Origin of the sequence: Agarivorans sp. JK6 (genome assembly GCF_045277145.1) — a bacterium.
Lineage (GTDB): Bacteria > Pseudomonadota > Gammaproteobacteria > Enterobacterales > Celerinatantimonadaceae > Agarivorans > Agarivorans albus.
Genome location: NZ_CP113525.1, coordinates 141372 through 160928 on the forward strand (window position 1 = coordinate 141372; position 19557 = coordinate 160928).

General features: G+C 46.0%; 14 protein-coding genes. 9 read left to right on the forward strand and 5 right to left on the reverse strand.

Annotated elements, in window-relative coordinates:
* Nucleotides 1-13: 13 nt before the first annotated feature.
* Genes OV592_RS00725 through OV592_RS00745 form a run of 5 tightly spaced genes read left to right on the forward strand, consistent with a single transcriptional unit; the run spans nucleotide 14 to nucleotide 3335 of the window.
* On the forward strand, nucleotides 14-370 hold the full coding sequence (locus tag OV592_RS00725) for a VOC family protein (protein ID WP_406610062.1): 357 nt from the start codon (nucleotides 14-16) through the stop codon (nucleotides 368-370).
* Nucleotides 363-1247, forward strand: coding sequence for a DMT family transporter (locus OV592_RS00730; RefSeq protein WP_406610063.1), 885 nt, complete (start codon nucleotides 363-365; stop codon nucleotides 1245-1247). Before OV592_RS00725 ends, OV592_RS00730 begins: the two co-directional genes overlap by 8 nt.
* Nucleotide 1248: 1 nt before the next feature.
* Entirely contained in the window at nucleotides 1249-1851 is a 603-nt protein-coding gene (locus tag OV592_RS00735) for a glutathione S-transferase N-terminal domain-containing protein (protein ID WP_406610064.1), read from the forward strand.
* The gene (locus OV592_RS00740) at nucleotides 1851-2267 is read left to right on the forward strand and encodes a DUF1801 domain-containing protein (protein ID WP_406610065.1); all 417 of its coding nucleotides are present in this window, start codon (nucleotides 1851-1853) and stop codon (nucleotides 2265-2267) included. Before OV592_RS00735 ends, OV592_RS00740 begins: the two co-directional genes overlap by 1 nt.
* Nucleotides 2268-2294: 27 nt before the next feature.
* On the forward strand, nucleotides 2295-3335 hold the full coding sequence (locus tag OV592_RS00745) for a Solitary outer membrane autotransporter beta-barrel domain (protein ID WP_406610066.1): 1041 nt from the start codon (nucleotides 2295-2297) through the stop codon (nucleotides 3333-3335).
* Between the two features lie 303 nt (nucleotides 3336-3638).
* On the opposite strand, the gene dbpA is transcribed toward OV592_RS00745, so the two are convergent.
* The 5 genes from dbpA to OV592_RS00770 form a co-directional block, all read right to left on the reverse strand.
* Nucleotides 3639-5027: an ATP-dependent RNA helicase DbpA gene (dbpA, locus tag OV592_RS00750; RefSeq protein WP_406610067.1), complete on the reverse strand. Its 1389-nt coding sequence runs from the start codon at nucleotides 5025-5027 to the stop codon at nucleotides 3639-3641.
* A gap of 200 nt (nucleotides 5028-5227) precedes the next feature.
* Entirely contained in the window at nucleotides 5228-5701 is a 474-nt protein-coding gene (locus OV592_RS00755) for an NYN domain-containing protein (RefSeq protein ID WP_040306697.1), read from the reverse strand.
* Between the two features lie 139 nt (nucleotides 5702-5840).
* Complete coding sequence (locus tag OV592_RS00760) at nucleotides 5841-11165, reverse strand: family 31 carbohydrate-binding protein (protein WP_406610068.1); 5325 nt, start codon at nucleotides 11163-11165, stop codon at nucleotides 5841-5843.
* Between the two features lie 396 nt (nucleotides 11166-11561).
* On the reverse strand, nucleotides 11562-12188 hold the full coding sequence (locus OV592_RS00765) for a hypothetical protein (protein ID WP_406610069.1): 627 nt from the start codon (nucleotides 12186-12188) through the stop codon (nucleotides 11562-11564).
* A gap of 323 nt (nucleotides 12189-12511) precedes the next feature.
* Nucleotides 12512-14569 (reverse strand): serine/threonine-protein kinase, encoded by a 2058-nt coding sequence (locus OV592_RS00770; RefSeq protein WP_406610070.1) that lies wholly within the window; start codon nucleotides 14567-14569, stop codon nucleotides 12512-12514.
* A gap of 433 nt (nucleotides 14570-15002) precedes the next feature.
* Here OV592_RS00770 and tagH point away from each other — a divergent pair, with 433 nt between their 5' ends.
* The 4 genes from tagH to tssL are packed head-to-tail and all read left to right on the forward strand — an operon-like array spanning nucleotide 15003 to nucleotide 19551.
* Complete coding sequence (tagH, locus tag OV592_RS00775; RefSeq protein ID WP_406610071.1) at nucleotides 15003-16415, forward strand: type VI secretion system-associated FHA domain protein TagH; 1413 nt, start codon at nucleotides 15003-15005, stop codon at nucleotides 16413-16415.
* Nucleotides 16412-16876: a type VI secretion system lipoprotein TssJ gene (tssJ, locus tag OV592_RS00780; RefSeq protein ID WP_016399949.1), complete on the forward strand. Its 465-nt coding sequence runs from the start codon at nucleotides 16412-16414 to the stop codon at nucleotides 16874-16876. The genes tagH and tssJ overlap by 4 nt, the downstream gene beginning before the upstream one ends.
* 20 nt (nucleotides 16877-16896) lie before the next feature.
* Nucleotides 16897-18222: a type VI secretion system baseplate subunit TssK gene (gene tssK / locus OV592_RS00785; RefSeq protein WP_221075561.1), complete on the forward strand. Its 1326-nt coding sequence runs from the start codon at nucleotides 16897-16899 to the stop codon at nucleotides 18220-18222.
* A gap of 24 nt (nucleotides 18223-18246) precedes the next feature.
* Entirely contained in the window at nucleotides 18247-19551 is a 1305-nt protein-coding gene (gene tssL / locus OV592_RS00790) for a type VI secretion system protein TssL, long form (protein WP_016399947.1), read from the forward strand.
* The last annotated feature ends 6 nt before the right edge of the window (nucleotides 19552-19557 follow it).

Below are 19557 nucleotides of genomic sequence, written 5' to 3' on the forward strand. Positions count from 1 at the left end.
GAAGGAAAGCGTAATGAATCAGCACGAAAAATTAAACTATGTTGAGTTTCCCAGCAGTGATTTAGCGGCGACCAAACAGTTTTTTAGCCAAGCCTTTGCGTGGCAATTTGAAGATTTTGGTGAGCAATATACGGCCTTTTCGGGTCAAGGTTTAGATGGCGGTTTTTTTCTCGCTCCTTTAGCTTCTAGTACTGAAAATGGTGCTGCTTTATTGGTTTTTTATAGTGAACAGCTTGAGCAAACCTTAGCTAAAGTGGAAGTGGCGGGTGGGAAAATAGTAAAAGACATTTTTAGTTTCCCTGGTGGTCGACGTTTTCATTTTTGCGAGCCTAGTGGTAATGAGTTTGCGGTATGGTCAGACAGTGAATAAAGCATCCCCTGTAACAACTTGGTTAGCTACTGTGGTGGCCTTAATTGCATTTGCTGGCAACTCGGTGCTATGTCGCTTAGCACTCGGCGAGCCGCAAATTGATGCTGCTAGTTTTACCGCAGTGCGTTTATTAGCGGGCGCCGTTACCTTAGCAATATTGCTTAGCCTTAAGCCTTCTTCTGGCAAGGTTCAAAGTAAAGGCAGTTGGTGGTCTGGTTTAATGTTGTTTAGCTACGCGGCATGCTTCTCCTTTGCTTACCTTTATTTAGACACCGGCATCGGTGCATTAATATTGTTTGCTGCGGTGCAGCTAAGCATGGTGGGTATATCGATAGTTAACGGTGCACGCTTACGTTTGGGTGAGCTGGCTGGCATTGCTTTGGCGTTTAGTGGTTTGATTATTCTGCTAGCACCCAGTGAGCAAGCGTCGGTATCGGTGCTAGGTTTTATACTCATGGTGGTGGCAGGCTGTGCTTGGGGTATTTATACCTTAAATGGTCGCGGTTCATTAAGCCCTAGTAGAGATACCTGTTTTAATTTCTGGCGTAGTTTACCTTTTTTAGTGATATTGCTGCCTTGGTTGGTGACCCAATCAGCCTTAAGTGCTTATGGCTTGCTACTGGCACTTGGCTCTGGCGCGTTAGCATCGGGACTCGGTTATTGGGTTTGGTACATCGCTTTGGGTGGATTGTCGGCTAGCCAAGCTGCTGTGTTGCAGTTATTGGTGCCACTTATTGCCGCTTTAGGTGGCTGGGCTTTTGCCAGTGAGCCGCTTGGATTTAGCTTTATGCTTTCGGCGGGTTTAGTATTAGGGGGTATTTTGCTCACTATTTACAGTCGCCAGCGAGGACTAAAAGCCGCTGTGCAAGGAGGCTAAAATGGCGCAACATTATCAACTCATTGTAGGGCGAGACTCAACTTGGTCATTGCGGGCTTACCTTTGTATGCAGTTGGCAGAGCTTGAGTTTAGCTGCAATGTCATCGCACTTGGTGAAGCGGGCTATCAGCAGCAACTCGCTAAGTTGTCACCCAGTAAACTCGTACCGGTGTTGCATGTCGATGATTTGGTCATTCATGACTCTTTGGCCATTAGTGAGTACCTAAATGAACAAGCCTCAGGCAAGCTTTACCCTGTTCAAGCCGATTTGCGTGCTCAAGCTCGTAGCTATTTAGCGGAGCTACATGCTGGCTTTACGGCAATTCGCCAAGGCTTACCTTTTCAGTTTGAAAAACAAGCCCGGCCAGCCAGCTTATCTGCTGAGATTAATACTGAAATAGCACGTTTGAGCGAGATTTGGCAACAGTTCGACGGCTGCTTTGCCTTTAATAAAGCCGGCGCTGTAGATGCTTTTTATGCGGTAATGGCATTACGCCTAGCCAACTATGGCATCGAGTTAGAAGGGGCCGCGGGGCGCTACCAGCAGCACCTTATTTCTTGGCCGCTATTTCAGCGAGCGATAAACATAGCGAAGCAGTGGTAATGGATAAGCCCTTAAAGCCTGAATTACAGGCCGCCATTGCACGCTATCCTGCAGCGGTGCAGCAACAAGTATTAAGGCTAAGGGCCGAGATACTGGCGGTTGCTGCAGGTTCCGAAGGGGTGGGAGAGCTGCTAGAAACCTTAAAGTGGGGAGAACTGTCCTTTGTGACCGAACAAAGTAAATCGGGCAGTACTTTACGGGTTGCGTGGAACGCCAAGCAGGCCGAGTATTTGGGTTTATATGTAAACTGTAAAACTAGCTTGGTGGACAGCTACCAAACCTTGTTTCCGGGATTGTTTGTTTATCAAAAGCAGCGGGCTTTGCTACTCCCTTTAGACTCCGAGTGGCCTTTGGCAGAGTTGCGGGTCTGTATTGCTATGGCTCTGCGCTATCATTTAGATAAACGAAAACGCTAATTACTCACCGTTAAGCAGGAGGCGTCGTTGCAGTTTTATTCATGGAAGAATATTCGTAAAGCTAGCTGCTATTGGCTTACTGTTAGCTTGTTATTGTCCGCAAGTTATAGCCAAGCCGCATTGGTGGAAGGTCACTTAGAAGATGAGATATTGCCGGTATTGCAGCGTAACTTGGCAGGTACCTTTGCCGCCGATGCAGTGATTCATGACCGTGAAACGGTAACCATAGGTTTTGTTAACTTTGACCCTTCTGGCTTTATTCCCATTGATGATGACAACTTGGGTGGCGACGACGCTAACCGGCTGAAAAATGAGCTGAAAACCATCACTTTACCCTTAACGCTGGCTTTACCTTGGCATGGAAGAGCTTGGGAAAGTTACGCAACCGGGCGTTTAGGTTATACCCAACGTTTTCACGACATTACCTTGTACGAAGAGTTAGACCCCACTCGTGACCATGAAAAACTAAAAGTTTATTCTGGCTTCTTAGCTGGCGGGGCGCATTGGGATGGCCTTGAGAATTGGCGATTTACTGCCGAGTTAGGAGGCAGTATTCGACGCTTAGAGCAAGAGTATATTTACAACAATTCGATTAGTCAGATTTTTCAGCCGTTATTCGATGGGGTGTTAACTAACTTTTCGCTGAACGCTTGGATGTTACAGCCCAGTCTAGCCCTGCAGTATCAAAAGCGTTGGACCAAACACAAACTTAAGTACCGTTCGCGCTTTGCTTATATGTACGGTGAAAGCTTTGGCGCTGATGTGCCCTCCCACCAAGTAGACATTGCGGCCAGTTCTTGGCGAAATACGCTGTATTACTCCCATCCTATTGGGCGCATGTTGGATATTTCTTTTGCCGGGCAGCTTTCTGCTTCGCGTGTAGATCTAGGGGGGAATACTAACGAGGCCTTTCAAACACCGCATTATTACGAGTTTGGCTTTGATTTGTTAATGGGAACAGGCGCTTATGGCGAGGGTTGGTTAGATAATGTGAGTATAGGTTTGCTGTTTAATTATGGCAGTGTGCTGAAAGGCGGCAGCCTAGTATTTAATTACAATACTTATTAGGGGCTGTTGATCTTTGGTGTTGAAATTTTGTTCGAGATAAGCGGGCTTTAATCGCGGCGAGCACTTAGAAGCCTAGTGGGCTAAGCAAGAAGTGCTTAACAAAGAGTAAAGTTCGCTTATCCGAACCCTTCGGACAGCATTTATTAGCCATTTATTCAGCGTTAGCGAGTGATTATTAAGTCCACTTAACTGCACACTCACTGCCTTGCCTAAATGGCTAATAAATTGCTGCAAAAACCATCAGAAAAGATCAATAGACCCTAAACAACTCGCCAGGAAAAGCTGGCGAGTTGTTGGCAACTATTAGCAAGGCAGGTGGCGAACTCTAAAAGAGCGTCCTTTCATTTTACCGTCTTCCAGTTTTTTGCGTGCACGTTTAAGTGCTTCTCGCTCTACAGCCACATAGGCGCGGTTATCAAACAAGTTAATTTTGCCTACTTGTGCGCCTGCAATGCCATTTTCACCGGTGAGTGCGCCAAGAATATCTCCAGCACGCACTTTTTGCTTTTTACCGCCATCAATTTGCAAGGTAGCCATAAGTGGAGCGGCTGGCTTTTTGTTAAGTAAAGCCATTGATGGAAGCTCTTCATCGTTAATGTTGCGGCCAAGGTAGTCTTCTAGTAAGGCCACTTTATAGTGCTCTTTATCGCTAAAGAAAGAACAGGCAATGCCTTTGCTGCCGGCACGACCGGTTCGGCCAATGCGGTGCACATGCACTTCGGTATCGCGCGCTAAGTGGTAGTTGAATACTGCATCTAAAGAGTCTATATCTAAGCCACGAGCTGCTACGTCGGTTGCCACTAAAATTGCCGCACTGTTGTTGGCAAATTGCACTAAGGTTTGGTCTCGTTCGCGCTGCTCTAAATCGCCATGCAGGGCTAAAGCGCTAAAACCGAGTAAGCTAAGTTCATCGGCCACTTCTTGAGCTTCTCGCTTGGTATTGCAAAACACAACGCTGGATTTAGGGCGATGTTGTAATAGCAATAAACGCAACGCTAGCATTCGTTGTTCATTATCATCTACTTTAAAAAAGTGTTGGCTAATAGAACTGTTGTCGTGGGTGCTGGCCACTTCTACCCGCACTGGCTGGTGCATAATATTGTTGGCGATACTTTCGATTTGCTCGGGGAAAGTTGCACTAAATAACAAGGTTTGGCGCTGCTTAGGAGCCAGCTCAATAATCGCATCAATGGCCGATTTAAAGCCCATTTCCAGCATTCTATCGGCTTCATCTAAGATTAAGTTTTTCACGTTGTCTAAACGTAATGTGCCTTTGCGTAAATGCTCTTCAATACGCCCTGGCGTGCCCACTACAATGTGCGCGCCGTGCTCTAAAGAACCGATTTGCGGGCCAAAAGGCATGCCGCCACATAAGGTAAGCACTTTAATGTTGTGAATGCTGCGCGCCAGTTTGCGAATTTCTTTGGCTACTTGGTCTGCCAGTTCGCGAGTTGGGCACAATACTAGGGTTTGAATGCGAAAGCGTTTTACCTCTAAGGCATTTAGTAGGCCTAGGCCAAAGGCCGCAGTTTTGCCCGAGCCGGTTTTACCTTGGGCAATCACATCTTTACCGTCCAAAATCAGCGGTAGGCTTTGCGCTTGAATTGGCGTCATTGAGCTATAACCCAGAGTCTCTAAGTTTTTAAGTAGATCGGGGTGTAGGGCAAGAGTGGAAAAATCTGTTTGGCTCACAATGGCGTCCTCTTCGAGGGAAAAATAAAAGTGTTACCGCTGCTGCTTTAGCATTGGGGGCGCGATAATAGCCGAAAACGCGAACAATTGGGTAAAAAATAGCAAGTTTTTCACACTAAGGGGACTTTTTGTCAAAAGTGCTGGTGACGCGTGGGAACAGGAAGCGGCGAAAACTGCTAAAAGCCAAGTGGATTGAGCTGCTATTGCAGCAGTGGTTGTTCGATAGCTTGGTATAAACTGGCGGAGTTGATCAAGGCATGAGCGGTAAGGCTAGGCACACCATACACCAGTGTTTCTACATCATAATCTTGGTTTATTTTGTCCAACAGAATGGCAAAATCGCCATCGCCAGATAGCAATACAACCATGTCTACCTCGCGTGCTGCCTCTAGCACGTCAATAGTAATGCCTACATCCCAATCACCTTTAGCCGAACCATCACTGCGCTGAATAAAGGGTTTTAGCTTTACATCAAAACCAATGTGTTTTAACGCATCTTGAAACTTAAGCTGTTGATTATCGCCGCGATCAATGGCGTAAGCGTAGGCTGCAACAATGCTGCCCTGCTCTTGCAATTGTTGCCATAACCTACGGTAGTTAAATTGTTTAGCGTAGGCCTCTCGGCAGGTGTAGTAGATGTTTTGCACATCGGCGAATACGGCAATTTTTTTCACTAGGCGCTCTCTTAGCGGTTGGCTATGAAATGGCTGGCGGCTATTTGATGTTGCAAGCATTATTACATGCTCCTATTAAAAAGCCCCGCTCTTGCTGATGTAAATAAGCAAAAACGGGGGCTAGCTTAAATTATGCTCACTACAGCGAGCGCAAAAACTTCAGCAATTGATCTTGCTCTGCTGGTGTGGCCGTTTCAAAAGCTTCTCGTGCTGCGCTGGCTTCACCATTGTGCGCGCGCACTGCTGCGTCTAATCCTTTGGCGCGACCATCGTGCATAAATAGCACCGTGCTCTCGTCGGCTGGGCGAGATTCACGCTGAGCGACCGCATGAGCAGCATTTTTCTGGCCATTTACGATCATGTCCATGCTAAATGCGGCAACATCAGCGGTGCGGCCTAAACCCCACAGTGGCGCGGTCCTAAACAAGCCATCACCAAGGTCGTGTGTGAGCAAATCCGAATAGGGGCGAATCACATCACCTTTGGCTGTTATCTGTGTTTCGGTATGACAGCTGCTACATTGCATAGCGTTGTTGAACAAGTCTTCACCGGCCAATACATCAGCATCAAACAACAAACTCTTATCCCGCTGTGGCACCCCAACAAATTGGCTGTAGTTGGTGAGGCGTTCCACCATAGTGGCGTCAGGGTTACTCACGCCAAAGTCGGTTGCTAGGGCAAAACGCACAGAGTCTTCAATCGTGGCGCGATTACCTTCCCAGCCAAACCCTGCTTTACCGGCAAAGTTAACTTGCTCTAACAAACCCAAACCAATAAGTGGCGGCGCAATACGTGGCCCAACATTGGGCACATCAAAGATCACCTGGCTACGGCCATCGTTAATATGACAGCTTTCACAGGTGTTAAAGCCTGGATTAACATCGTCGCCAATGTTTACGCGTAAGTCTTCGTGTTGTTCAACAAAGTCTCGAACGACTTTTAACGATGAAGTGTGCTCGTGCTGCATAAATGCGGCTGCGCGTTCAAACTCGTTAGCACCAAAGGCATCGATACTTGCCTCGCCACCGAGTAAGGCGCGTGGGTCGCTCGATTCTTTTGCCCAACCATGGCCTTTCACGTAGTAAAGCATTTGCGTGTAAAGGTTAAAGTCGGCGCTGTCTTTTGGAATAACGCGTAGTTCCCAGTCAATGTTTTGCCCATAAGACAGGCCTTGACCAAGGTTACAGATGGCGATGTTGCCACTGGCATCGCTTGGTGCACATTGATTGCTTAAAGAATGACGAGGGCTGCCGCCGCCGGCACGTTCTTCACTACCTTCAATGCCCGACCAGGTAATATCAATGGTTGAGTCTAGCGTTGAGTAAGACTCGTAAGTTAAATCCACTTGGAACAACAAGTCTTTACCCGGTTCGTCTTGCAACAAACTAATAGTGAAACGTGGAACATTTTTAAAATGGCCAGCGCTTTGGTTGACGGGATCGATACGCTCGTTGAATACGTTATGGTCGTTAAAAAATCCCTGTGGGTGTTGGAAGCGTAACCAGCCGGCAAAGTCTTCTGATTCGCCGGTGTATGCACCATTCACGCAGCCTTTGTTTAAGCCATATAAGGCACTGTCGTGGTAAGCAAGCGCATCACCTAACTCATTTTCTAGTGGTGTGACTAGGCGCTCAAAAGACACGTAGTAAACGCTGTTGCCTGTGAGCCAATCACTAGGCACGGCCATGGCTGCGCTGTCACCGTTACGCGTAGCTTCAACACTGCCCAGCAGTTTTAATCGGCCTTCGCTATTGTTGCGGAAGAATACCGTACGGGCATTGTTTCCCCATACTTTGCTGGCGAGTTCAGAGCCCGCTTGGAAGATCACTTGGTTATTCTGGGTATAGATATGGTAACCATAGATGGGGATAGAGCCTCCGCTGTACATATCTGCGCAGGCTGGCACTACCGATTTCTGCCAAGTATTGTCGGCGAAACTTGCGCTAGGCAAGTCGGCCACCCACCATACGCTATTAATGCCGTGGCCGGTGGTATCGCCAGGGTTGCTGTCTCCAGAGAAATAGTAAAGCGGTTCATTGTTTAAGGTGAGTTGTAAACTGCCATCTTGACGGGCACTAACACCTAATCCGCTTACGCCACTTGGGGCTTTAATCTCGCTGGCTGAGTTCACGATAAATGGAGGCCAGGTGGTGGCGCAGTTACCGTTACATTGGCTGGCACCTGCATTATCAACATCAAAGGTGTAAAGCGTTAGCCCTGGCTGGCTGGCATCGCTTCCTGCACTTAGGTAATTGCCTAATACCGGGTCATTAACTAGAGTTACCGTGTCGTTGATAAAGGCTTCAACATTTACACTCAAACTTGCTTCTACTCCAGTAAAGCTGTGGTCAGCGTTGGCTAATTTTGCTACTGCAGTATGAGAGCCTACTTCGAGGTCACTAATGGTAATGGCTGCACTTGAATACTGAGGCCCTAAGTCTTCGCCATCAATAACTAAGTGGAAGTGTTGCTCGCCTTCGGCAATTGGCCAGTTGGTAAGGCTTGGCGTAATAATCCAGTCTTCGCCTTGCTTAATCGTTGCTGGGCCGCTTAAGTTAATGCTTGGCTGGCTACCTGCTTGTACTTCTATTGTTGCAGAATCTTCTGCAGTGGCACCATGATTGTCGCTAGCTTCTACACGAAGTTGATAGTTGCCAGCAATCACATTACTAATAGTTGTTGTATATGGCGCGCTATTGATTTCTGCAATTAAGCTTTCTGTTGCGTTGGGTGCTGCAGCGTAAAACCTTACGCTTGTTATGCTGCCGTCGCTGTCTTCTGCTGTCGCGCTTAAAGCAAGTGTTTCACCAGCAAGCACGGTACTTGGGCTAGTGCTTAAACTGACGCTTGGCGCTTGGTTGCTTGGCGGGGTATTGCCAGCTAAAAACACCACGCCTTTTCGCTCAACAATAAATTGGCTTAGGCTATTGTCTTGAACTTTGAATTCTAGATCGTAGCTTTGGCCGAGTTCACCAGAAACATCGCGATAGTAGATGCCGTTGTCTAAGCTTGCTGAGCGGCAATCGCCGTTAATACATAGGTAGTTCCAGTCAGCTGTCCAGCCCTGATCAACATGGTAAACCCGCATGGTATTGTCATCGATATAGCTAATGCCAAACTCTTCAGTAGGTTCTTCTGGTTGCTCGCTAGCGTTCACTGTAAAGCTTGTACTATCGCTTGCTGTGGCCGTTTGGTTATCGCTGGCTACAACACGCAATTGATAAGTGCCAGCGCTAAGATTGGTAATGTTTGTTTGGTAAGGGGCTGCGTTATCGCTGGCTAACAGCTGTTCAGTTTCACCTGGTGCTGAAAGGTAAAAGTTGACTGAGTTTATCGAACCATCAATGTCGTTAGCTGTTGCGGTGATAGTGACATTATCACCTTCGTTTAGCGAACCGTTAGGAGCGGATACAGACACAGTAGGTGGTTGATTGCTAGGTGGAGTTTCGCCACCACCTGTGCCTTGCTCAAATACTGCTGTATCGCTCACGATGTACTGGCTCAGTACTGCATCTTGTACTTTAAATTCGATGTCGTAGCTTTGGCCTAAAGTGGCACTTACTTCGCGGTAGTATTCGCCATTTTCTAGCGTAGCTGGTCGACAATCACCGTTAATACACAAGTAGTTCCAAGTCGCAGTCCAGCCTTCGTCGAGGTGATATACACGCATGGTGGTGTCGTTTATATAGCTAATGCCAAAAGCTGGTTTTGGCTCTACTACAGGCGCATCTTTAATTACTACGTTTACTACTTCGCTTAGAGTGGTTTCGCCAGTGGTATCTGTAGCTAATGCTTGAATACTGCTTACGTCGTTACCATCAACTTGGCTGGCAAGAGTAAGAACATAGGGCGCGGTAGTTGCTACCAAGTTTGCTTGGCTTTGACCATTTACCAGCAAGCTAACTGAGGCTATGCCATCACTGTCGCTAGCGTTCACAGTTACTTCTGTCGATTGGCCACGCACAATTTCGATATTGCCGCTGGCTTGAATTGCCACTTGGGTGTTGGCGCTAATCACTTCAAGATTAACACTGTGGTTACTGCTAGAGCCTGCTGCGTCTACGGCTGTAATCGTTAGATTATTGCTGCCGGCTTGTAAGTCGCTAGCGGCGATAGTCCAGTTGTAAACTGAATTGCCAAGGTTTTGGCTAGGGTAGGCAATACCGTTAATGTTTAGGTCAATTAGACTTACTCCCTCTGGGCTATCAACAATGGTGCAACTGTAGTTGAGATCTTGTCCTTGGTTAATTGGGCTGCTTGGCTGTGCAGAACAATTTGAGAACACCGGGCCATTGTTTTGCTCCCCTGCCAAGATAAAGCCATTTTCTGAACTGACTAAATCAATAAAATGCTGCTTAATTTCAGGATTTTGTTGCACACGAGAGTCGGTGTATTTAAAGAAGTTAGCACCCGCTTGGTCGGCAGCGCTTTCCCATTGCGGTTGAGCGGTCCAGTCTGCGTTGATGTAATGCCACGCTTTATTGACTGTACGCATGATTTCGGCATTTTTTTCAGTAAACCAATCGAGGTTATTAACAATAGTTACTGGGTTAGCACTGCCTTGAGCAACTTGCTGACTCGAATTGAAGGGAAGTTTGTAGTCGTACTGCACACCTAGATCACCATGTGGAGTAACCTCGGCAATAAACAGCGGTAAGCCTTCAATTTCGGCAATCTCGGCTTCTTCGTTAATATCACTGTTAAATTGCGATACCCCCACCCAATCTACATATTGCTTACCGGGCCAATAGCCCTGCTCGGTATCGCCCAGAGCCTGATTACTCGGACGTCCAGTTCCGTGGTAGGCGTCCGATTGCCAAACATGAGCAACGTTAGTTACTCCTTGAGCGTCTAAAAAGCTGCGTACATGTTTAAAGATGCCTCGGAAATGTTCGAAGCTTAAACCGTGAGCATCGCCATTGAACTCGTAACAGGTTCGCAAAAAGAAACCGGTTTCATTGTGAAGTTTGAAAAAATCAGCTAACTCAATTAACAGGTCGTCATAAGCGCCGTCGTTAAATAAGCTGGGTGCTTGCGCGTTTCCAGGACAAAACATGCCAAGTGCTACTACTTCAGGTTGATAGTTTTCAATCACCCATTGCGCGTTTTGTACTCCTGATCCCCATTGGTTTCGGCGCTCATTATCGGCACAGCCTTGGGCTTGATTGGAGTTGTAGTTGTCGAGGTTTTTTAAGCCATCTAAACCTTTAAAACAGTAGTTGGTGACGTCTTCGGTCGCCCCGCGGGTGAGGGTGGTGTACATGGTAAAACCATGTGGTCGAGGTAATGAAGGGTCAGCCATGTATTGCTCGATAGAGACTTGGTCCTGACCTAAAATAAATAAGCGTTTACCATCAACAGGTATGCTTGGCTTTCCTGCAGCGTAAGCATTGCTGGCTATTAAACTTGCTCCAGCAATGAGTGCGCAGCGTAGCAGGCTGAGTTGCGGTTTTTGTATGTCCATATATCTCTCGCATTTAGTTTGATTAGCTGTGCTAACTCGTAGTCAGCCGCTAAAAAAGGGTTATAAATCTGATTTTTTGTTTTATTTCAGTTGTTTAAATCTAAAGCCTGAATGTTTCTCTCACTTTAATTTTCCAGCGGCGGCTACAAAATCACCACCTAAGGTTAAGTGTCTGTGACCTTGATCGGTGTAATTGTTAATGGCTTGTGAGCAGGATCTTACAAATGGCGTTTTTCTAAATAAATAAACATTACCTGATGTGATAAAACATTTGTAACCGGTTTCATTGAGCGACTAAAACTATAAAATGTATGCGGGATTTTGAGGAGAAGATCTGGCATAAGCATAGTGATGGCTTTGGCGAGGAAAGCCGTCACTATGCTTAGAATATCGAGCTTACTTTTTCTCTATTGCGAACCCATCGACTCGAACTTCAAGTTCTTTGTCTAAGCTAAGTTCTTGGCTAGTGTCGACTTCTAATAAGCTAAATATCTCCACTTGGGTATTGTTACCAGTGTTGAAATCTACCGCGACCTGTCTGAAACACTTTTTATTATCGCCTTGAGGCGCAAGTGCTAGGTCTTTTACGTGCGCTTTAGCATCTGCTAACACGGTGCCTGCCAAAGGAGCATTGGGGATCACTTCGCGAACACCAAAGTGTAATTGAGTAGGAGAGTTAGCGCCTTTTTTGTCGCAGTAATACAGTGAGAAGCTCATATCGGTATTGGCAGGTAAACCACTAACAATTTGGCTTAAGCCTGGTTTAGAGTTGAAGTCATGGTTTGATACGTCTCGCTTAAAACGAAAACGAGAAGAACCCTCGTCACCAAAGGCACTATCTTTAGAGCTACCAACATCACCTAAGCCGCCACTTGAGTCTTCATGAGACAACCAAACCGAGCTTTTACCTTTATCTGCACGGTACTCGGTAAGCTGCGGATCTTGAACATAGGCCTGAGCCGAAAATGCTAAACAAGCAGTAAACATGGTGGCACTTAAAGCTAATTTGTTTTGTATGCGCATAGGTAGTCCCTTTAGTTACTAATAACGTCTCTCCAGATTAATTGTATTATTATATAATTTAACTGTGGTGTGCTGTGAGCATTCTCGCGTTTTTGAACACCTTTTAGACATGTTAAAAGACCTGAGTATGGCTACATTCTGAAAGGGGCTTTAGTGGGTGGTTTTTTCGTAAACCATTAAAAGATAATGGCTTTTATCCGCAGATAGCTAACGAAGCTGGGGGCTCTAACTTTGGCTGAAAAGAGATAAGATACGGGCGCCGCGGAATGAAAAAAGGCCGATTTCTCAGCCTTTTTATTTTGAACTAGCGGGCAACAGCGTTGTTAGGCATTATCTGCCACTCGTGCATCTTGCACTTTCGTCATCAAGTCTTGGGCTTTCTTCATTACTGCGCCAGCTTCTTTGGTGCGGCGTTTTTTCAGCAAGTAATCAGAGAAGCGAAGGTATTTGTTGGCCATTGTTTGACGAGTTTCAACTAAGTGAGAAAAATCGTTGGGCAAGTCTTTAGCCATGCTGTCTACTTCTTTGGCCATTTTATCTAGGGTTTTCACCCGAGTAAGGCCATTGATACGCTCTTGTAATTGACTAAAGTGGTTTTGGTAAAACACTTCAGCAGCTTGGTAAGGAAACTCTGCTTCTTGCTCATCGGCGATAGCTTGTTTGTAACTAGCCATAGCTGCAATGGCAGTTTTTAGCTCAAGCGCTCGAGCAATACGCTCTTGCTGTTGTTCGCTGTTGGCGAAGAAGGTTTCACCCGTTTCAATCATTTGCGCTAAAGCAACCACATCAAGTTGGTCGGCCGCTTTATCAAATAACTGAGTAAATACCTGTTCAGATTTTTCGTTAGGCGCAAACTGGTAGTCAGTTCTCACTTGCAGTAAATCTTGGTAAATCGTGTAAACGTCATCGCCATCTTCACTATGTTGATAACGACCTTGCTCTAAATGTAAGTCGAGTCGCTGAACCAATGCTTCAACCGTGCCCATCCACCCTTGGTTCACGTCTTCAGCAATTAAGGCCAAGCTGTATGAATCTGGGTAAATGCGGTTTACTTCCTGCAGCAAAGATTGGATAGCGTAATAATCAGGGTAAGCGTTTTGGCGATTATTAAGTAAATCGTCGATTTGTTTCTCGTAGAAATCGATCACCAAACGTTGCTTGTCTCTTAGCAAGGCTTGTTTTGGCACATGCTGTTTTGCCGGAATGGTATTTAGCATAGGCAAAAACTGCTGCGGGCTTAAGCTCACTAAGTCTTGATTGGCTGAGTTCTCCCGCTGTAGTCGGCTTAATTCTTGTTGGCTATGCTTTAGCTGACCATCCATTTGTTGGAAACCATAACTGAGCGCACCGGCAACACCAACAATGGCAATCACACTTAAACTGGGCTTTAAAAAGCTTTGGGTAAGGCTTTTTTCGATTTGGTCTAAATCGGTTACTCGTTGTTTCAAATTGAAGTTGAGACCGCGCTTCAACTTACCCCAACGTAACAAAGGCGCATGCTTTGGCTTACTAGGAGTAATGTTTTCTTTAGCCGCCTGGTTAGCGGTTTTGCGATTGAAGGGGTGTTTACTCGACAACAACTCGTAGGCAATACAACTAAACGCAAATACGTCGTCTGCAATGCTTGGTGCGGCGCCATCTAACAACTCTGGCGAGGCATAAGTTGGTGTAAATCCGCTAACTGGTGAAGTTTCTTCAGGTTTGTCGGCAGCATATTGATCGGCATTTAAGTTGAGTGCGCGAGATACACCAAAGTCAAAAATCTTAATGGTGCCATCTCGAGATAACATGATGTTACCCGGTTTTAAATCGGCGTGTACTACGCCATTTTGGTGGGCATAACGAAGCGCCGAGGTTAGCTGAGTGAGCAACGCTAAGCTGCTTTTAAAGGTAAGGCCATTGGGGCGATGACTTTTAATGACTTCATCAAGTGTTTGCCCGTCTAACCATTCCATAACTAGGTAGTAATCTTCTTGATCTACCCCGAAGTCATGTACTCGGATGATATTTGGGTGGCTTAAGCGCTGAGTCTTGCGTGCTTCTCGGATAAGAATTCGAGCAGCATCTGGCTGGTCATGAAATTCTTTCTGCAGCAATTTGATGGCTACATAAGGTTGGCTGTCACCAGCTGCTTCTAACAACAAGTCTTTTGCTCGGTAAACATCGCACATACCACCATGACCCACTAGGTCTTCGATTTGGTAGCGCTTTTTAATCACCCGATTTATCACTTGCTCTTTGTTGGAGCGTGCATTGGTTTTTTTGCTTGTTGCTGTTTCGGTGTTGTTTACAACGGTTTTATCTGATGCCGTTGAGCTTGCAGTTTTAGTTTCAGCCTTGGTGTTTGGCGAAGCAGCTTGATCTTTGTTTGCATCATCCATGAGTACTACCCTAATTCGCTAGCCATATACATTACTTTAATAATGCATGACAAATATATTAATTAAATTTTACCGTTTATTTAGAATTCTTTATATCTTGTTATTTATATTGCTTTTAAATTACTTGTAACCATACAAGAACAATATTCATGTTATTTAAAATGACTATTGCGTTTGTTTGTTTTTTGTTAACTGTAAAGAAATCCGACACTCAATGCAGCTAAAACAAAGGCTTGGATGCTAACAATAAAAATATCAAAACACAAAGAAAGCCAGAAAAATTTTATTGTTAAAATTATTATAATCTCTATTGATTGGATTATTTATTAAGTGTAATAATAGCGGCTCTTTTTCTAGTGATATCTAAATCACTAGTATTTTTGAGGGAATGGGTTCTTCTCAAAATAAAAAGACTTCTAAGGGACGGAAGATTATGAATTTGAGTTTATCTGTGATTAGTTATCACAGATTTACCTCTGGTGTGGAAGAGAAGAAGACGCTCTCTACTACGTCAGGGGAGTCAGTTATTACCATTGGTAGGGCAAGCCAATGCTCTTGGTGTTTGCTCGATCCAGAAAGAGTTATCTCTAGTCGTCACGCGCGTATTGAGTCAAACAATGGGCAGTTTTGGCTATACGATACGTCTACCAATGGCGTGTTTGTTAACCGCTCGGTAGAGGCCTTAGCAAAAGACCAGCCTTATCAGCTTAACGACGGTGATACCTTAGCAATTGGCGACTACGAAATAGAAGTGGCGATATCCGCTCAAGCTATTGCTCAGCAAGCGCCAAGCTCTGCTCAGGTAGCCACAGCTGCTCCTACTGTTCAAGCCCCCGCTGCAATGCCAGCAACTAATCTTGAAGAAGATTTTGGTGTATTGGCTGAACCAGAGCCTATTGCAAACAGCAGCAGTAGTTTAGACGCTAAGCTTAATGCCAATCTTGATGACGCTTTTGCATTGCCGCAATCGATGAATGATGAGCAGTCAAGCATTCCGGAAGATTGGAATGCTTTGTTTGCCAGTCCCGCTCCACAAGAACCCGTTGCCGTTAGCGCTCCGCCGCAACCCGCTGCCGTGCCAAGTGCTGCTGTTCCTGAAGTTAAGCAGCCTGCGGTAGCAGAGCCAGTTGCTGCAGTAGCAAATACAATGGCCAATGATCCACTCGCTTTTGCCGCTGCTACTACAAAGCAAGCTACTCCGGCAGCGCCTGCAGCTGCCGTTAAACCACAGTATTCTAGCGCAGATGAGCAAGCTCATCTGGCCGCATTTTTGGAAGGAATGGGAATATCTCCCGAGCTAGTTTCTCAGGATAACCCTGTACGTTGGTGGCATCAGTTGGGCGTGATAACTCGCGACTCCCTTGATGGCATCATGAATACCTTACACAATCGCGCAGCCTTTAAAGAGAACAGTCGCATCAATCAAACGACTTTCAGAAGGAATGAAAACAACCCGCTTAAGTTTTCTACTAATGCCGAAGATGCCATTCATAACTTATTACAACGCAAAACGGCTGGATTTTTACCGCCAGAACGAGCCGTTAAAGAAGCGTTTATCGATTTAGAGCGCCATGAATATGCGCTGTTATCTGGGGTTGAAGGTGCAGTAGCAGGTGTTATGCAGCTGCTCGACCCTAAATCGATAGAATCCAAAGATCAGAACGCCAAAGGGATTGCCAAGATGTATTCGGCAATTGAAAAGCATAAAAGCTGGAACCGTTACTGTTCGATCTACAGTGATTTGGAAAATGAGTTTAGCCAAAACAGCAATGCCTTCTACATGGAAGATTTTGCCAAGGCTTATGAATCAACCTTAAAAAGCATAGAGCAAAAGGGACAACGATGAGCAAAGTAGGGAAATTAGTACTTAGTGTGCTACTGAGTATGTCAATGTTGGGCTGTACTGTAGCCAACTACGTAGTCGAACCATATTCAAAGCTACAGTTTCATGTAGCCAACAATGTTAACCCCGATATCACCGGCCGAGCTTCGCCAGTAGTGGTTAAAGTATTTGAGCTGTCTTCACGCACCTTGTTTGATAGCCAAGATTTCTTCGCCTTATACGATGACGCTTCCCAAGTGCTTGGCCCTGATCTAATCAATCGCACCGAGTTTGAGTTTGAACCCGGTAGCCAATTTGAATACAAGCTTTCTTTATCGCCTGGTGTTCGTTATGCCGGCGTGCTTGTCGCCTATCGAGACATTGACACCGCCAGCTGGCGTGAAGTGGTCACTGTCGACCCTACTAATTACAAAACCTTTGATGTTCACGTAGGTGAGCTCGCTGTATTTGTTGGCAATCCATAAGCAGTATTTCGGGATTAAACATGAGTGACTTTTGTCGTGTCGCGTGGAGCGAGGGGATGTTTTTGCGTCCTCAACACTTTCAGCAGCAAGAACGCAGTTTGAATTTTCAGTTGCAGCAGAATTTGTTGCAGCAATCCAGTTACTACTGGGGAGTAACAGAACTAAGTGTAGACCGCTCCCTATTAAGTAACAGTAAATTCGGCTTAAGTAGTATTAGCGCGTGTCTGCAAGATGGTGCGGCAATGGTTAGCCCCACTCGTGATCCTTTGCCTGAAGCGTTATCGCTGGACAGCAGTATTCGAGATCAGTTGGTGTATTTGGCGTTACCTACCGAAAAGTCCAATGGACTGAATGTATCGGCGCAGGGGCGTAGTGTGACTCGCTACCGTTTTGTAGATCATGAAGTGGTAGATACCAACATTGGTAACGACGCGGTGGAAGTGTTGCAACTAGCCCAGGCTGGCTTTGAGCTTAAGTTAGAAAGTGACAATTTATCAGGCTACGACACCTTAGCTATCGCTAAGATCATTGAAGTTTCGGAAGAGGGACAAGTTAGCCTCGACGAGAAATTTATTCCTGCAAGTTTAAATGCGCAAGCTAACTCGGTGCTTAAGCAACAACTGGCCGAAGTGCATGGCATGTTACGCCAACGTGCTGAAGCCTTAGCTGCACGTATTGGCGCAGGCCAGGGCAGTGCCAGCTCAATAGCAGATTTTTTAATGTTGCAGTTATTAAACCGATACGACGCATTGATTGCTCATATTTTGGCAACTAACGGCTTACACCCAGAACGATTGTTCCAGGAGTTGGCAGGTTTAGCGGGCGAGTTAGCCACATTTTCTAGTAAAGATAAACGCGCTCCACAGCTTCCGGGCTATCAACATGATGAGCTCACCCGTGTATTTGGCGATGTGATGGTGGTGCTTAACCAGTTCATGAGCATGGTACTGGAGCAAACGGCAGTACAAATTGCACTGGACGAAACCAACTACGGTATCCGAATCGCCCAAGTTCAAGATAAAGGCTTATTAGAACGCGCCGAATTCGTGTTAGCGGTAAACGCCAACATCAGCCCGGATGAATTGCGCAAGCGCTTCCCTGCTCAAGTGAAAATCGGACCGGTTGAACACATTCGAGATTTGGTGAATAACCAATTGCCAGGTATTTCTGCCATTGGCTTACCGGTAGCGCCGCGACAAATTCCATATCACGCTGGCTTTCACTATTTCAAATTGGATAAAAGCAACGATTACTGGTCACGGCTTAGTGCCAGTGGTGGTGTAGCCATCCATTTGTCGGGTAATTATCCCGAGCTTGAAATGCAAATTTGGGCAATTAGCCAGTAATCAATGTTCCAAGGATGAAATAAGATGTCAGAAGCGACAGTAATGAAGCCTCGACCAGGGAGTCGCGGTGGCAATAAGCCAGTAAGCGACTTGGGCAAAATTGCAGCTTCAGCAGCAGAGGCTGAATGCACCGTAGTGATTACGCCTTCTAAAAACAAAGAGCGTGGTGTGCAATTGCCAAAGTTTGGCGATAACCCGCTGATTGATGAAGCTAGTGCACTTTTGTCGATGGTGGGACAGATTCGTTGCACCGTAAAACACGGTGACATCGCTTCATTGCGTCAGGTTTGTATCGATAAAATTCGTGACTACGAAGCCAACTTACGTCACCAGCAGGTGAGTGCCGAAATTATCGAAGCTTCTCGTTACTGCGTATGTTGTTTTATTGATGAAACAGTATTAAACACCAACTGGGGCGGCCAGTCGGTATGGGCCAGCGATAGCCTGTTGTCTACGTTTCATTCGCAAACGTGGGGCGGTGAACACTTCTTTACCTTGTTAGATGAAAACCTCGCTGCACCACACGCTAAACCTCAGTTGCTTGAGCTGCAATACTTGTGCTTGTCACTCGGTTTTGTTGGCAAAATGCGCGTAGAAGAACGTGGCCAAGACAAGCTTGAAGAATATCGCCAGCAGGCTTTTGAACGTTTACAAGCAATTCATGGCGAAGCCGATATTGAACTTTCTCCTAAAAGCCAAGCCAGTGTGAGCATTGGCAGTGAAGCTAATGGTGGATTACCTATCTGGGTGATTGCCGCAATATTTGGTGTATTGCTGTTGTCTATCTATATGGCTTGTAGCTATTTCATTAACAGCTACTCAGACCAAGTGTTTAATCAAATTAATACTTTAGCCCGCTGGGAAAGCACCACCACCAATACTGCTGAAGTTGATGAACAACAAGTATTGATGTTGCAACAGCGCTTGCAAACTGAAGTAGACCGCCAGTTGCTTGAGATTGTACCGCTGAGTGACCGGATTCGTATCACCATCAACTCAAGTGAGCTATTTAGCCCTGGCAGCGCCGAAGTGAAGTCTTCGGTAGTTCCTGTTCTGCAAAAACTATCGCGGGCGCTTGAGTCTACCACTGGCCGAGTGCTGATTACCGGCCACACCGATAACCAACCTATTTTCACTAGTCGCTACCCTTCAAATTGGCACTTATCTTTGGCTCGCGCCACTGCCGTTGCCAACAGTATGTCGATAGGCACCTTGCTACAAGGGCGCTTATGGCCAGAAGGGCGAGGTGATTCAGATCCTCGAGCGAGTAACAACACCGAATCTGAGCGTGCGTTGAACCGTCGAGTAGAGATTGATTTGCTTTATTAAGCAAAC

Coding starts and splice junctions, on each gene's coding strand:
- OV592_RS00760 (WP_406610068.1), bottom strand. CDS start 11,165: ATGGACATACAAAAACCGCAACTCAGCCTGCTACGCTGCGCACTCATT.
- OV592_RS00725 (WP_406610062.1), top strand. CDS start 14: ATGAATCAGCACGAAAAATTAAACTATGTTGAGTTTCCCAGCAGTGAT.
- tagH (WP_406610071.1), top strand. CDS start 15,003: ATGAATTTGAGTTTATCTGTGATTAGTTATCACAGATTTACCTCTGGT.
- OV592_RS00770 (WP_406610070.1), bottom strand. CDS start 14,569: ATGGATGATGCAAACAAAGATCAAGCTGCTTCGCCAAACACCAAGGCT.
- tssK (WP_221075561.1), top strand. CDS start 16,897: ATGAGTGACTTTTGTCGTGTCGCGTGGAGCGAGGGGATGTTTTTGCGT.
- OV592_RS00740 (WP_406610065.1), top strand. CDS start 1,851: ATGGATAAGCCCTTAAAGCCTGAATTACAGGCCGCCATTGCACGCTAT.
- OV592_RS00735 (WP_406610064.1), top strand. CDS start 1,249: ATGGCGCAACATTATCAACTCATTGTAGGGCGAGACTCAACTTGGTCA.
- tssL (WP_016399947.1), top strand. CDS start 18,247: ATGTCAGAAGCGACAGTAATGAAGCCTCGACCAGGGAGTCGCGGTGGC.
- OV592_RS00765 (WP_406610069.1), bottom strand. CDS start 12,188: ATGCGCATACAAAACAAATTAGCTTTAAGTGCCACCATGTTTACTGCT.
- tssJ (WP_016399949.1), top strand. CDS start 16,412: ATGAGCAAAGTAGGGAAATTAGTACTTAGTGTGCTACTGAGTATGTCA.